The organism is uncultured Proteiniphilum sp. (assembly GCF_937873925.1).
Lineage (GTDB): Bacteria > Bacteroidota > Bacteroidia > Bacteroidales > Dysgonomonadaceae > Proteiniphilum.
This window is the reverse complement of the sequence record NZ_CALNAT010000158.1, coordinates 1-14223: the sequence shown is the minus strand read 5'-3', so window position 1 is coordinate 14223 and position 14223 is coordinate 1. Positions and strand designations below refer to the sequence as shown.

Genomic DNA, 14223 nt, shown 5'->3' with positions numbered 1-14223 from the left:
TTTTAAAATCTAAAACTTCATCAAAGACAGGAGGAATTACTTCTACTCCATTTTGATCCAGAAATCCCCATTTACCACCTACAAATTCTGAATAATCGCTATTTGGTATTTTTTTGTTTTTTCCACCTATGTTGAACGCAGCATATCCATTTGAAAAAGGGCGAATGAAATCATATTTAGGGTTTAAAATTATAAATCCGTTCGTGTTTGCAAGTCCTATTTTACCTTTACCAACAATTCGGAAAATATTATTTATTGGATAATCAGGCCCGTTATCGACAACATATACTTTAAAAAGTTCTTTTCCTTTATTATTTATTGCGACTATATCTTTACCTTTTTTGAGTACATAACCTAATGAATCAATTGTATCTGAATAAGCAAAATCATATTTCCCGTAAGGAATAATAATCTTGTTTCGATTATCTACATAACCAAATTTCATTTTGCCAGCTACTGATTTTTGTACTTTAATTAAAGACTGCGTAAAAGCAAAAGTAGAAGAAGAGGCGAGAAATAAAATTGTCAAGATTTTTAAAACTATTCTTTTCATACTTATTTAATCCCATAAAAGTATATTTCACTACAGTGTGAGGAGTAATCCTCATCTTCTATTTATTCCATTCCATAAGTCAAAAACCGGCGGAAAAAATCTAGACAAGCCTGATTAATTTTTCCGCCCGTTTTAGTTTGTACAAAAATTATCTTTTATCCTCTTTTAAAATATTGTCAAGTTTGAAATAGTTTCAATTTAATACGCAAATAATCCCAAAAGCCGAATTAATATTAGCGGCTTTACAAACATAAGTATTTCCACTTGTTAACCCCTTTAATAACAAGCAAAAAAGCAAATAGGTTTTATATAACCTAATAAATTTGCTTGCAATTATGGGTTCTTTAATATTGTAAGTTCATTATGCAGTTTTATAAACGACGCATTAAAAAAGCTACAGATAATAGCTTTTGTTTCACAAAAGCTAAAGCAACAAATTCAATGCTCGACTTGTTTAAATTGTTTCTACAGGTTGTATGAAGACGGGGCATTCTTAAATTTTCCATTGACACTGAAGATGATCTTGTCTATTATTTACAAGATATTGGAACTGTTGGTCTTAATCAATACATGATCAGATAAATTGGCTTAAAGTAAGGAAGAAAAAATATTTAAAATTTGGGGGATTAAATGCTGCTTTACCTCAAACTGATCTTTTCCCTGAAATAATAATCATATTCTTTTTCTATGTCGAATTCTTCTTCATATATACTTTTGTCTAAATTCATTTCTTTTTGTCGATAATATCTATTTAATTCCCAGAACTCCTTAGCGTATTTTTTATTAATTCTTCTCTCATTAACTATCCATAATGTGATAATACCGGTCAGGGTAAGAATAAATACAGACATAATAACAATTTCTTTTACAGTAAGCCCCCACTCATAAAAAATCTTGTCGTGACAGATCCTTTTGAAGTGATTGATTTTATTTATGCCATTTGTTTTTTTCATAATAAGAGGATTTTTATATATTAAGGAATAACTTTTTCTTAATCAACAAATTTCCCGGTTCATTGTTTAATGTATGAGGATCGTTAATATAAAAACAACATCGAAAATTCATTGATTAAAATAAGGTAAAATCGTTTGCCGGAGGTTATATTTGAACCAATTGGATCAATAATGGATAATAATAAAAACGATAATAAGGTTGAAATATGCACTCTTTCAGAAGATGGTAAGAATAGGGTATTTCCCTATGTAGGAACCATTCCCGCCGGTTATCCTTTCCATGCGGCAGGTTTTTCGTTGAACCCATAGATATCTCTGATAAATACATGAGGGATTCTTAAGCTACGTTTATAGATAGGCCCTATGGCATTTCAAGGGACGGGCTCATTGCAGATTGAGATTATTTTTATATGGACAGGGCACTACTTAACTGCAACGGACAAACTCTATCTACATCAACAAGAATGGTACAGATCGGTGGTAGTATAAATATTTGTGGATAAGTTTCTGGAAACTTCAGTGGAATAATTACTATAGAAAGTTATCTAGGAATGTTAGAAGGTCAACTGAGGGTTGACATAGTAAGCAAGCTATAGACTACAACCTAAATTTAGCAATATGCAGAATTTATATGGAATCAATCGTTACTAACATCCGGAAATATATAAAAATATTTTTTTGGGGAAGTTGTTTATTATGTTGGTTGTTTATGATATCCGGTTGCACGCATCAAGCCGGCAAATATACTGAAAAGAAAAAAAATCATGTACTTGAAAATAATGAAAATTTAGAAACAGAGAATCTTTTGAACAACAGTGATATAAAGGATTCAACCTTGTTTTTTATAAATTCATTAGATATTCGCCTAGTCTTAGAGGATTCCATTTTTATCGGAAATCCTGAAAAGATAAATATGAGAATAATTAATAATTCTGATTATATAGTTCTTACACGCAATGCTTACATAATCAAACACTTTGAATTTGGATTTTGGGCTGCATTACCAGAATTCGAAAAATTGATATGGACAGATGAAGGATTTGTAATCGACCCTAAAACTGAAAGAGTATTTGTTGCTGAACTTGATTTTCTTGGTTTAAATTTAGTTCAAGGAAGATATAGAATAGAAAAAGAAATATCCATTTTAGATAAAGGGAAAAACTCTCAAATCGATAGTAATAGACCTATTGTAGGAAATCGTTCCATTGAAACCGAATTTGTTGTTAAATAACCTCTTGCTTTTTTGGAAACCGTTTTGTCGAGACAGAATTCATTTTGTATGGTATTTCTTTCAAGTCTAATATGTTTAGATGTTCACGGGTATTTATTTCGATTTTCAATCTCATGCTGGTTACGGGCTGTATTTCCGAATCGAAACTATAAACTACCGTGTTGTTATAAATATGTTGTTTTACAGTCCGTTTCATTCCAAGAAAAGACAATCTCTCGCATCCGGGATATCGCGAATCTTTTATACTTGCATCGTACCGTTTCTTGTAGCGTCTTTAGTTGAAAATTTTCATTTTTTATTTGATTCTTCTTTTAACTCTTCACCCAAAAGATGACATAAATCAGGATCTTTGCAGATTCGTCCTTTCTCATCCTCGATGATATTGACAACATCCTTCTTGATCCGGTTATAATTCCATTCTATTTGCTGCTGCATAATGTCATTGCCGTTCCCATCTTTGAAATCATTGATGACCGGAATCTTTTTGTATGCTTTTGTTCCAGTGGCGACTTTCGCGTTATCAACAACAATTTGTGCATGGAATATCTTTTCATCAATCTTCTCATCGAAATTATCGGCGACTGATCCCACGAACATGCCTTGTGACAGGTTGGCAATTTTGGAAGCCGGGATCAGGAAATCCATTTGGGTATTGATGGATGTGGAGGTATCCTGCCGGTTAATTGAAATGGACTGCCTTTTCTGGAGGACTTTCCCAAAGCGTTCGGACAAGGTTTTGGCGGTTTCTCCCACGACCTGCCCGCTGAAAATGTTTCCTGCCGTATTTATAGCTGTTTGAGTAATAATTATATAATTATTTTTTTAACTGAGAGTTTGCCGACGCCTATGATGAAGATGAAAAATGCCCGGTTTCTTGCATATATAATTTGAAAATTATATATAACGTCAATCGAGCGTGCTTGTTTAATAAGTTAGAATTATTAACTTTGTTTGATGTGGAAAATAGGCATTGAAATAACGATGTACCAAAATCTTTTTTTTGCGTTCCGGCCAATCCCATTAGGAGAGAAATCCGCAATTCAGGGCAAAATAAATATCGGTTGCCGTTGTTTATTCTCGAAAATGATATTGTTCAATGTGTAGATTCCGACTTTAACAAAGAACAAATAGAGCGATTGATGAAACCGTTCGATGCAAATCAAATGGATGCTTATAAAAAGGCAAACTATAGCCGGGAAAACAGGAACTTGCCGGATATATTAAATCCTGTCGATTTTTTTTAGAATGGGTTAGTTTAGCCAAATTGATGATAGTATGACAATCTAATCAAGGTGTCAAATGTATATACGATATCGGGATACCGGCGGCAGATCCGCCCACACGAAGACACCATTTTTTACTTCGAGAAGATCTTGGCCTATGCCATTTGGACACCGAAACATCATCCGGCCTTGCCCTGGTCTTAAGAAATTAATAAGATCATTTTCATTAGAGTTTTTATAGAATAATTTGAGATCTCTGATCGTCAATTATCTTATTTCTTAATCGAATATAATGTTTATCATGCTAATAAACATTCTCTTATCTAATTTTGTTTCATACATATAACCCTTTTAATATTAATCGCTTATGGAAACAAAATCTATACTATTAAAAATCTTTTATATGACACCAATCATTGGTCTCATATTATTAGCTTCTTGTGACAATGACAGGTCCCATAAGGCTGATGACAATGAAGGGATAACTAAAGAAGAACTACAAGCAAAAGCAAGAATCGCAGGAAAAGAAGGCAGAGAACTCTTGCAGATTATCGAAAAAAAACCTGGGACACGGTCATCGGGATCTGCCTATCCTGATTATTTTGGCGGAATTTATCTTGACGAAAATTTTGATATTGTTTTAGTTATTGTAGATGATAATCCTGAGAAATTCAGGAGTATGGCTGAAGAAAAAGTTAAAAGGGTGAATCTTCATTTACAAAAGGGTGATTTCTCATTGAATGAACTGGAAAAAATTCAGGAAAAATTAGATGATTTTTTTAGAAATTCTGCCCCGAAATCTATTAAAGACAATCTTATTTCAGCAGGAATAGAGGTACAAGCTAACAGAATATCTGTTGAATTTATAGACATTAGCCCTGATAAAATAAATGAGTTCAAAAAAGCATTTATGGACTCACCGGCTATTATATTTAAGCAAGGTACTGGACCTTTTATAGACCTCGCAAATGTTAATTCCGGAAGTGGAATAAAACCACCTGGGTTAAACAATGGAAGTGTAGGATACAGGGCGAGAAATAGTTCAAATCAAATTGGGATTGTCAGTAGTGGCCATCTTTTTACTATGGTGGGCCAGGGTGCTTATATAAATAATGTGCATGTCGGGCAAGTCGCAAATAGACAAAATTCCGGTACTGTAGATGCTGCTTTTATACGCATAACAAATAGCAATTATATACCTACTAATGTAGTGGAGGGGACAGGACAAATATTAATCGCTGTAACTCACCCATTTGAAGGAGAACCAGCAACATTAAGAGATATTAACGGCGCGTATAGAGGTATAGTTCTCGATGTAAATGCTGGCGCAACGGGTACAGGTGGGGTTTACATAAGAGATCTTATACAGATAGTTAAATATGTATAATATATGACAGTACAGACTGTATATTATTCATTGAATATTGATATTTTAAAAAAGAAATTACTTACTTTGTGGTAAAGTTATATTGAACTGAAAATTAATGAATAATTTTTTATCATGTATTAAGTGATAAAACCATTCATTCTTCCTCTCATAGAGACAATTCACGCAGTTGTTATCTCGTTTTTTGTAATATTATCAGTCTTTCTTGTCATATTGTAAGAAATTTTCAAATAAGTGTTAGATATTCAGCAATTGCAGAATCTAGAAGGAAATTGGGAAGGAATTTCCTGTGTTGACGTGGAATATGTTGTTGAAAAAGAAGACTTACAAGGCAATTATTTGGGAACTGAAATAGTGCGAAAAAAAGTAAGTTAATTAATAAAAAAACTCTTGTATTTGATAAAACATTTCCTTAAAAAGATAAGGAAATGTTTTATTTTTATAGTTCACCAGAATGAGTAAAATGATTATGAATAAAATTAAAAGCATCAGTATTTGTTTACTTGCATGTTCTATATTTTTTATATCCTGCAATTCCTTGCATCCAATTTTAAAATCTGATAAAGTTGTTGGTTACTATACTAACGGATATGTAATGAATAAAGAGCGGAAAGTTATCTATTATTACGCAAATGGATATGTAATGAATAAAAATCAGGAAGTTATTTATTATTATAAAAATGGATATGTAATGAATAAAAATCAGGAAGTTATTTATTATTATAAAAATGGATATGTATTGAATCTTTAATAAGCAAAATTTTTGAATAAAGTTATCTAAAGAAAGAGAGAAACTAATACCGACAAAAGCGGACGAGAATAGGATATCAGGGCAAAATAATAAAGCCTGAAAAGTTCCTCGTCAAGGTTGCGCAAAGCGTCACCTGCCGTGCTCTTAGTTAGGGCAACGTCCATGGCTAGTAGTTTAGCTTCCGCTCGGTGCCCGCACCGGATGCCGTCACAGACTTCGTCCATTGAATTGCAGCGTGAAAAGATGCCGAAAATCATGACGATAAGCTGTTCCCAGAAAAAATGTTTTATAGTAGCGGTCGCACCCACACTTGGCCACAAAGGTCAATTTATCTTTTGGTAAAAAAGAGATTCTCTCACTGAAATCAAACTTCATTGTGAGACATGCCTCATGCCCGTGGGAAACGTATATAGCCAGTAGCGCATCGAATCGTTCCCGTATGAAAACTAATATGTACAAATCCGGGTGAATGTTCGGGTGAGATTGTGGTAGATAATATCGGGTACCGCTGAAATTAGGCAGATCAAAAAATTCCTGAAATCTTGTCATTTACTGATGATGATGGTAATGATAACATGAGACGGGATTTATAGAGCAGATTAACCTTTTAGAATTATACTTAGTTTTATTTCCTTTACTGCTCTTTCGAGTCTATCTGAAAACGTTCTAAATAATTTTGCTATTATAATTAATGCAGCAGCTTTATTTTCTTCATTACAAAACATTTCATCAAGCTCTAATAAACCTTTTTAACTCGTTAACTTTGAAAATAGCATTTTTACGAATTTCTTCTAATATTTCTTTTTCGTTCATCTTGATAGTTCTATTAAAATGGTAAGACTATGAATGACCATGGACACTTTGTCATTTAAATTATTATAATCAACCTACAAAGTCCCGAATAAGATGGAGCTTCAAGGTATTAACATAGAATAGTCAAAATAAGGAGAAAAAATAATTTATCGCCCGATTTCAAAACCTCAAAGATTATTATTTTCGGCCAGGTTATAAAAAAATAATACCTTTCATCAAGTTCCTACCGGGTTAAGTAGTCATGGTAGAAAGGAATACGGGAAATACTTCGTTTGAAAACGCGATATGAACCTGTAGGTATTATATGCGCCGAGAATACCGATGCCGTTTTCAATATTCGTATGCACCCGGACCGGTTCGGAAAATGGCCCATAATCCTCGGCGTTCACTGCCTGATTACCGGAGATCACATACTGGTACAAGTCCCGGGAAATTTCACCGATTTCTACAATATATTCCACAGTCAGCTCTTCCTCGTTATTGTTCCCGTCCTTTATTTTCTCGCCATTGACATAAGTAGCGGATTCCAGGGTATCATAAAATGAGAAATCGAATAAGATATCCTTCCCGTTAACAAACAAATCGGAAAAGAGATTATCCACCCTGTCCGCATTCCCCTCATCACCAAAGAGTTCCTGAAAGATATTTCCATTATCGGTGATATTGTTTTTCAACACTTCGCTCAGTTTCAGCTCTATGGGCCAAACCAGCAGTAATTCGTCTTTACGGTAATAATTCTGGGAGACTTTGATAAAATAATAATTTTCTTCGTTGACCGCATCCGTCAATTTCAACTGTACCTGCATGTTCCGGGTTGTGGTTTTGTGCACTGTATTTGGTTGATAGGGACTGCTGTATTCCTCTTCGCGGACGGTAACGGTTGAATCAGTCACTACCACACCGGGCTTCCCCGGAATGACCGTTTGGGATTTGACCTGGTCGTAGCCGTCGGCTATGACTTCGATCTTTATTTCGTCACCCGGCCTCGGAAAGTAGGTTCCCGTGTATATTCCGTTTGCATCGTAGGTGAGTTGCTCTTTCAAACCGCCGTTTACAAATACCGATACCGTTGCACCCGAAATAGGATTCAATGGCGCCGATTCCCCGAGGATGAAGCGGCTTTGGGAAAGATGTACGGATACGACCGAATCGGGAGTAAGGATGCTGTTCAGCACCAATAGCGGATCGGTGACGGTACCTTTGAATTGGATATCTTTTTCGCAGGATATAAAACAACCTGTAAGGATGAATAATAATAGATATATATTTCGTTTCATTGTCTTAAAATTTAATTGTGTAACTTACCGAAGGGATAATGGGAAAGAGCGTAGCCTGACGTAATACGTTTTTCGTTTTCCGTTCACCCGTTTCATGATTTACGGTGGTTTCGTCCCAGACGTATACATAGAAAGGGTTCAGGCGGCTATACACATTGTAGATACTGATATTCCAGGTGCGCAGGTTCCCCCGTTTGGTCTTTTTATGGAAATTCTCTCCCAGATCGAGACGGTGGTAATTGTTGTACCTGAAATTGTTCCGCGCCTCCACATAGGAATAGGTCTCGGGGAAATAGGAATAGGTTCCGGGGAAATAATATTGCTGCCTGTAGCTGGGGGAATCAGCGGCGGCATATTCATGAAAGGCAAAGGTTGCGGCATTCCCTGTACTAAAGACCCACGAAGCCGATACGTCTATCTTTTCCGAGAACCGGTGGGTGCCGGTAATGCTCACGTCGTGTCTCCTGTCGTACTTTGCGGGAAACCGTTTCCCATTGTTGATGATGTTCCCGGGGCGATCGAAAATCCTGTCGGATTTCGACCATGTGTAACCTACCCATCCCGTGGTATTGCCGAACGAACGCTGAGCCAGGAATTCGATGCCGTAGGCTATGCCGCGCCCCATGCTCACCTTGTCTTCCCAATCTGTGGAAACACCGATGAACGATGCGCCGTCCTTATATTCGAGCAGGTTGTCCATTGTTTTATAATAGCCTTCCACAGAGAAATCGGCTATATGCTGAAGCGAATAGAATGCACCCACCGCATACTGGTGGGATTTCATCGGTTTGATCTTTGAAGTGGCCGGCACCCACAGATCGGTCGGCATGCTAATGGTATTATTGGAAAGCATATGAATATACTGGCTCATAGAGGCATAGCCGGCTTTCAACGACAAATTATCGTTAAGCAGTACACGCAGTCCGACACGCGGCTGCAATGAAAAATAGTTGTTATTCTGCACATGGAACGAGGAGAAATGCACTCCCAAATTTACTTTCAACATCCTTCCGAGCGAGATGTTATCTTCCAGATAAGCCGTCGTCTCATGGGCATATACTTTGGGGCTTCCGGCCACCGTATCGATGTTTTGCTCTGTCTGTCCGGAATCCAGAACCTTCAGGGAAATAACATCGGGCGCAAACGTATGATACGTGTAGGCGGTACCGAATTTGATGTCGTGATTAACGTTCGGTGTAAAATCAAAATCGGTTTTCAGTGTCCAGTCCCTTATTCCGGAATGATAGGTCAGCCGTGATTCTTCGGTCGTTTGGGTCTGTTCCGGAACAGAAAGATCCCGGGAAATGCTTTCGTAGCCACTGCTCAACGCCGACCGGTAACGGGTGAACGAAGCAGTGGTATTCATAAACAGTTTGTTGTTCAGGACACGGTTCCAGCGGAGGGCGGCAATGGCGTTACCCCAATCCCAGTCGAGTTTCGTATAGTCTTTTGTTTCGTAATTACCACCATAGGCGTTTCCGTCTTCGGCTTTCATATAGACGGCATCGTCACCGAAATAGGTACTCAGGTATAATTTGTCTTTTTCCGACAGCTTATGGGTGAACTTGGCGTTTATATCGTAAAAGTAATAGCCGGCACCGCTTACACCTCCATTCTCATTGCTTTGGGCCAACTTGATAATCGGTTGCGCCAGAATATCGAGGTAGGTTCTCCGCAGCGATACGTTGAACGTAGTCTTCTCCTTTATGATGGGGCCTTCCAACTGAACTTTGGATGAGATCAGCCCTATGCTTGCCGTTCCGCGTATTTTCTTGTCGTCGCCGTCCTTCATCCGCACGTCTACCACGGAAGAAAGCCGTCCGCCGAACCGTGCAGGAAAACTGCCCTTATAGAGTGTCACGTTTTTCAGCGCATCGCTGTTGAATACGGAAAAAAAGCCGAGCATGTGGTTCACATTGTACAGCGGCACACCGTCCAGCAGGAGCAGGTTCTCATCCGGTCCTCCTCCCCGCACATACATCCCCGCCGAACCTTCGGTGCCCGATTGTACGCCCGGCAGCAGTTGCAGGGCTTTGATCAGGTCGTTCTCGCCGAACAGGGTCGGTATGTTTTTTATCTGGCTGATGGGTACTTCCACGGTACTCATCTGCGATCCCTTGATGCCCGTTTCCGTACGGTTGCCGATCACGGTCACTTCCTCCAGTATGTTATCCTGATCCAGGCGGATGTTCAACACCGTGTCACCTTGCAGGTGAAAGTCCAGTCTTAACGTCCGGTACCCGATATAGGAATATTCGAGCGCTACATTGCCGGCAGGCAGTGTCAGCGAATAGTAACCAAAGTTATTGGTTGTCGCCCCTTTAGATGAGCTTGAATCGAAAACGGTGGCGGAGATAAGGGTTTCGCCGTTTGCCTTGTCGGTAATATATCCGCTGATGGTGTAACGTTGTGCAAAAATCGGATGAACGGTTACGAACAGCAGTATCAGGCAAAATGTTGTTTGTTTCTTCATAAAAATAAATAATGAGCAATATTCTGTGTTAAATTTTTTATGCGATCTGTTTATAAGATGCGGAACAGGCAAAAATCCCTCATGTTTACTGGTTAATTTATTAAAATCGGATCTTTTTGTTTTTGTAGTCCTTATCGTCTGTTTGGTATGTGACTGGGTAATTTTTCCGGTCATAAACAATGCACAGCCACCGACTGATCCACGTCTAACTTGCACTCACCGTTCACCTCACATACAGTAATACAGATGCAATGACATACTAAAATGCTGCAGCAAAAAAGTTAAATAACACTAATTGGCCTTTCCTTCGATGAAAAGCCAGTCAACTACCCCAAACAATTATACCCCGATACCGGCTTTTATTTCGAAAAGCATTAATAACTTCAAAAAAATCAAAATACTCTTATTTTTTGAGCATAACAATACAATTGATTGAAGGATAAAATTAATCGTTCCAAAAACATCCCATCTTTGCGTGATTATTTCATAATAATTACCTTTACACGCTCAATCGCATACAGAAGAAAAAAGAATATTCATAAAACCCACAGAAGATGAAGAGAACCAAGCAGTCAATCACCGCCATAGTGATCGCTCTCCTTACGGCTTCGTGTAATACCGGAAGCAGCGATACGGAAGAGGCCAATTACGAAGTAGTTCCCCTGCCCGGCGAAATCGCTATGCATGAGGGAACCCCTTTCATCCTTTCCGGAAGCACCCATATCGTCTTCCCTGAAGGCAATGAAAAGATGCAACGCAACGCCGGATTTCTGGCGGAATACTTAGCATTGTCCACAGGTATCAAACCCGCTGTTACCACTGATACTCCTGAACGGAACGCCATAATCCTGTCCACGGGACTGGACAGTAAAAACCCTGAAGCCTACCGTATCACCATCAATGAGCAAGCCATCCGGATCGACGGCGCCTCCGAAGCAGCGGTATTCTACGGCATCCAGACATTAAGGAAGGCTACTCCCGTGGAAAGAACCCGCTCTATTTCTTACGCCCCGGCAACCATCAACGACGCCCCCCGCTTCGCTTATCGCGGCATGATGCTCGATATAGCCCGCCACTTCCAACCGGTGGAATTTATAAAAAAATATATCGACCTGCTGGCGCTGCACAATATCAACCGCTTCCATTGGCATCTGACCGATGACCAGGGTTGGCGAATTGAGATCGATGCCTACCCGAAACTGACGGAAATAGGCTCTATGCGCAAAGAAACAGTGATCGGCCGCAACAGCGGTGAATATGACGGCATACCGCATGGTGGATTCTATACGAAAGAAGAACTCAGGGATGTGGTGGCTTATGCGCAGGAACACTATATCACCGTCATTCCCGAAGTGGATCTTCCCGGACACATGCTGGCCGCCCTGACGGCCTATCCCGAATTAGGGTGTACCGGAGGGCCGTATGAAGTGGAAGGATCATGGGGTGTGTTCGATGATGTACTGTGTGCCGGAAACGACTCCACCTTTATCTTCCTTGAAGCGGTACTGACGGAGGTAATGGAGATATTCCCGTCGGAATATCTCCATATCGGTGGCGATGAGTCGCCCAAAACGCGCTGGGAAGAGTGCCCCCGTTGTCAGGCCCGTATAAAGGAGCTGGGACTGAAAGACCGCGACGGACATACCGCGGAGCATTACCTGCAAAGCTATGTCACCGCCCGTATCGAACAGTTCCTGAACAGTCACGGACGGAGGATCATCGGATGGGATGAGATATTGGAAGGTGAATTGGCGCCCAACGCTACGGTGATGTCGTGGCGCGGTATGGGCGGAGGCATTGAAGCCGCCCGGATGGGACATGATGTGGTCATGACCCCTACCACCTATGCTTATTTCGACTATTACCAGACGCATAACACCGAAGAAGAACCTTTCGGTATTGGCGGATACCTGCCGTTGGAGCAGGTTTATAGCTTTGAACCGGCGCCGGAGACCCTTACTTCCGAACAAAAGAGCCATATCCTTGGAGCACAGGCAAACCTCTGGACCGAATACATCAAAACACCGGATCATGTGGAATATATGCTCCTGCCGAGGATGGCTGCCATGAGTGAGGTGCAATGGATAGAACCTGAAAAGAAAGATTATCACCAATTCCTCTCGCGGTTACCGCAACTATTGGCGCTCTACGATAAGCTGGAGTACAACTATGCTACCCATGTCTTCGATGTGCAGGCCACGCTAACCCCCAATATAGAGAGGAACGTCCTCGATGTAGAATTCTCCACCGTCGACGATGCACCGGTTTACTACACGCTGGACGGCAGCGAGCCGACCGAAGCTTCGGTTCGTTATGAAGGCAGATTCTCCATACAGGAAGATGCGACGTTGAAAGCGGTCGCCCTCCGCAAAGGAGGACAAAAGAGCCGGGTCTTCAGCGAAACAATCACGGTCAGCCGGTCGAGTTACAAACCTGTAGAACTATTGACAAACCCTGCATCCGGGTATGCTTATACGGGCGCAGGAATGCTGATAGACGGCCTTAACGGCAACAGCACCAACTACCGTACCGGACGATGGATGGGCTTCCAGCGGGATGATCTCGTGGCAGTCATCGATATGCTGGAACCCACCGGGATCAGTTCGGCCGAAATCCGTAACGCGGTGGTTACCGGCGATTGGATTTTCAATGCTTCGGTGATTGAGATAGCGTCTTCCGCAGACAACAAGCACTTCACGACAGTAGCCACGGAAAAGATCATCGACGAAGAGAAGGATAATTACGAAGGGGTATTCACGCATACCCTTTCATTTGATCCGGTGACTGCCCGCTACTTCAAAGTGACCGTGAAAACCTCCGTGATACCCGAATGGCATCCCGGGAAAGGGGGAAAAGGATTTATTTTTGTGGATGAGATAAGGTTAGATTAAGATTAACATTAAGACTAAATCCGGTAAATCAGCAAGGCCTGACGCAGGGATTATTATCTCCGGCGCAGGCCTTTGCTATAAAAGATTATTTCTGCAACGAATAGAGCAATTGGATCTCTGCCGCCCACAGTGATTCATCGGGGGTTTCAAGGATCAGCGGCAGATCGTCGAGCCGTGGATCATTCACGATAAAAGAGAAAAGATCCATACCCATTATCCCTTTACCGAGGCTGTCGTGCCTGTCCACCCGTGTTGCCAGCTCTTTTTTCGAGTCGTTGATATGCATCCCTTTTAAATAGTGAAAGCCCACAATCCGGCCGAACAGGTTAAAGGTCTCGTCATAGCCTTCCCTGGTCCTGATCTCGTAACCCGCAGCCAGGGTGTGTGCCGTATCGAGACAGACCCCTACCCTGCTCTTGTCTTCCACCTTGTCTATAATATGGGCGATCTGCTCGAAAGTGTATCCCAGGTTGGTCCCCTGGCCGGCCGTATTCTCAATGACGGCTGTCACTCCATTCGTTTTTTCAAGCGCCAGATTGATCGATTCGGCAATCCTGTCGAGGCAGGCATCGATCGGCATTTGATTGAGATGGCTTCCCGGATGGAAGTTGAACCGGTTGATCCCTAACTGTTCGCACCGTTTCATCTCATCATTAAAGGCAGCCCTTGAT

General features: G+C 40.5%; 10 protein-coding genes. 4 read left to right on the top strand and 6 right to left on the bottom strand.

Going from position 1 to position 14223, the window contains the following annotated elements:
- Together Q0502_RS10965 and Q0502_RS10960 are read right to left on the bottom strand one after the other, a co-directional pair.
- The coding region (locus tag Q0502_RS10965; RefSeq protein ID WP_298650674.1) for a WG repeat-containing protein at positions 1–553 on the bottom strand (553 nt) is incomplete at its 3' end.
- 638 nt (positions 554–1191) lie between these two features.
- Positions 1192–1506: a hypothetical protein gene (locus Q0502_RS10960; RefSeq protein WP_298650673.1), complete on the bottom strand. Its 315-nt coding sequence runs from the start codon at positions 1504–1506 to the stop codon at positions 1192–1194.
- Positions 1507–1677: 171 nt separating this feature from the next.
- Here Q0502_RS10960 and Q0502_RS10955 point away from each other — a divergent pair, with 171 nt between their 5' ends.
- Both Q0502_RS10955 and Q0502_RS10950 read left to right on the top strand, forming a co-directional pair.
- Positions 1678–1815 carry a hypothetical protein gene (locus Q0502_RS10955; protein ID WP_298650671.1) on the top strand — a complete coding sequence of 46 codons (138 nt, stop codon included), beginning with the start codon at positions 1678–1680 and terminating at the stop codon, positions 1813–1815.
- 322 nt (positions 1816–2137) lie between these two features.
- Positions 2138–2737 (top strand): immunoglobulin-like domain-containing protein, encoded by a 600-nt coding sequence (locus tag Q0502_RS10950; RefSeq protein WP_298650669.1) that lies wholly within the window; start codon positions 2138–2140, stop codon positions 2735–2737.
- A 288-nt stretch (positions 2738–3025) separates the two neighbouring features.
- On the opposite strand, the gene Q0502_RS10945 is transcribed toward Q0502_RS10950, so the two are convergent.
- Entirely contained in the window at positions 3026–3490 is a 465-nt protein-coding gene (locus Q0502_RS10945; RefSeq protein WP_366521788.1) for a hypothetical protein, read from the bottom strand.
- Positions 3491–4363: 873 nt separating this feature from the next.
- On the opposite strand from Q0502_RS10945, the gene Q0502_RS10940 reads away from it, so the two are divergent.
- Positions 4364–5347 carry a hypothetical protein gene (locus Q0502_RS10940; RefSeq protein ID WP_298650667.1) on the top strand — a complete coding sequence of 328 codons (984 nt, stop codon included), beginning with the start codon at positions 4364–4366 and terminating at the stop codon, positions 5345–5347.
- Between the two features lie 1803 nt (positions 5348–7150).
- Here the strand turns inward: Q0502_RS10940 and Q0502_RS10935 are convergent.
- Positions 7151–8188: a DUF4249 domain-containing protein gene (locus tag Q0502_RS10935; protein WP_298650665.1), complete on the bottom strand. Its 1038-nt coding sequence runs from the start codon at positions 8186–8188 to the stop codon at positions 7151–7153.
- A gap of 4 nt (positions 8189–8192) precedes the next feature.
- The gene (locus tag Q0502_RS10930) at positions 8193–10661 is read right to left on the bottom strand and encodes a TonB-dependent receptor (protein WP_298650663.1); all 2469 of its coding nucleotides are present in this window, start codon (positions 10659–10661) and stop codon (positions 8193–8195) included.
- A 554-nt stretch (positions 10662–11215) separates the two neighbouring features.
- On the opposite strand from Q0502_RS10930, the gene Q0502_RS10925 reads away from it, so the two are divergent.
- Positions 11216–13552: a glycoside hydrolase family 20 protein gene (locus Q0502_RS10925; RefSeq protein ID WP_298650661.1), complete on the top strand. Its 2337-nt coding sequence runs from the start codon at positions 11216–11218 to the stop codon at positions 13550–13552.
- Positions 13553–13637: 85 nt separating this feature from the next.
- Here the strand turns inward: Q0502_RS10925 and nfo are convergent.
- On the bottom strand, positions 13638–14223 hold a 586-nt coding region (gene nfo / locus Q0502_RS10920), incomplete at its 5' end, for a deoxyribonuclease IV (RefSeq protein ID WP_298650659.1).

Bases quoted from the DNA above. Each gene is read 5' to 3' on its own strand.
- Q0502_RS10925 (WP_298650661.1), top strand. From the start codon at position 11,216: ATGAAGAGAACCAAGCAGTCAATCACCGCCATAGTGATCGCTCTCCTT.
- Q0502_RS10930 (WP_298650663.1), bottom strand. From the start codon at position 10,661: ATGAAGAAACAAACAACATTTTGCCTGATACTGCTGTTCGTAACCGTT.
- Q0502_RS10940 (WP_298650667.1), top strand. From the start codon at position 4,364: ATGACACCAATCATTGGTCTCATATTATTAGCTTCTTGTGACAATGAC.
- Q0502_RS10960 (WP_298650673.1), bottom strand. From the start codon at position 1,506: ATGAAAAAAACAAATGGCATAAATAAAATCAATCACTTCAAAAGGATC.
- Q0502_RS10935 (WP_298650665.1), bottom strand. From the start codon at position 8,188: ATGAAACGAAATATATATCTATTATTATTCATCCTTACAGGTTGTTTT.
- Q0502_RS10955 (WP_298650671.1), top strand. From the start codon at position 1,678: ATGGATAATAATAAAAACGATAATAAGGTTGAAATATGCACTCTTTCA.
- Q0502_RS10950 (WP_298650669.1), top strand. From the start codon at position 2,138: ATGGAATCAATCGTTACTAACATCCGGAAATATATAAAAATATTTTTT.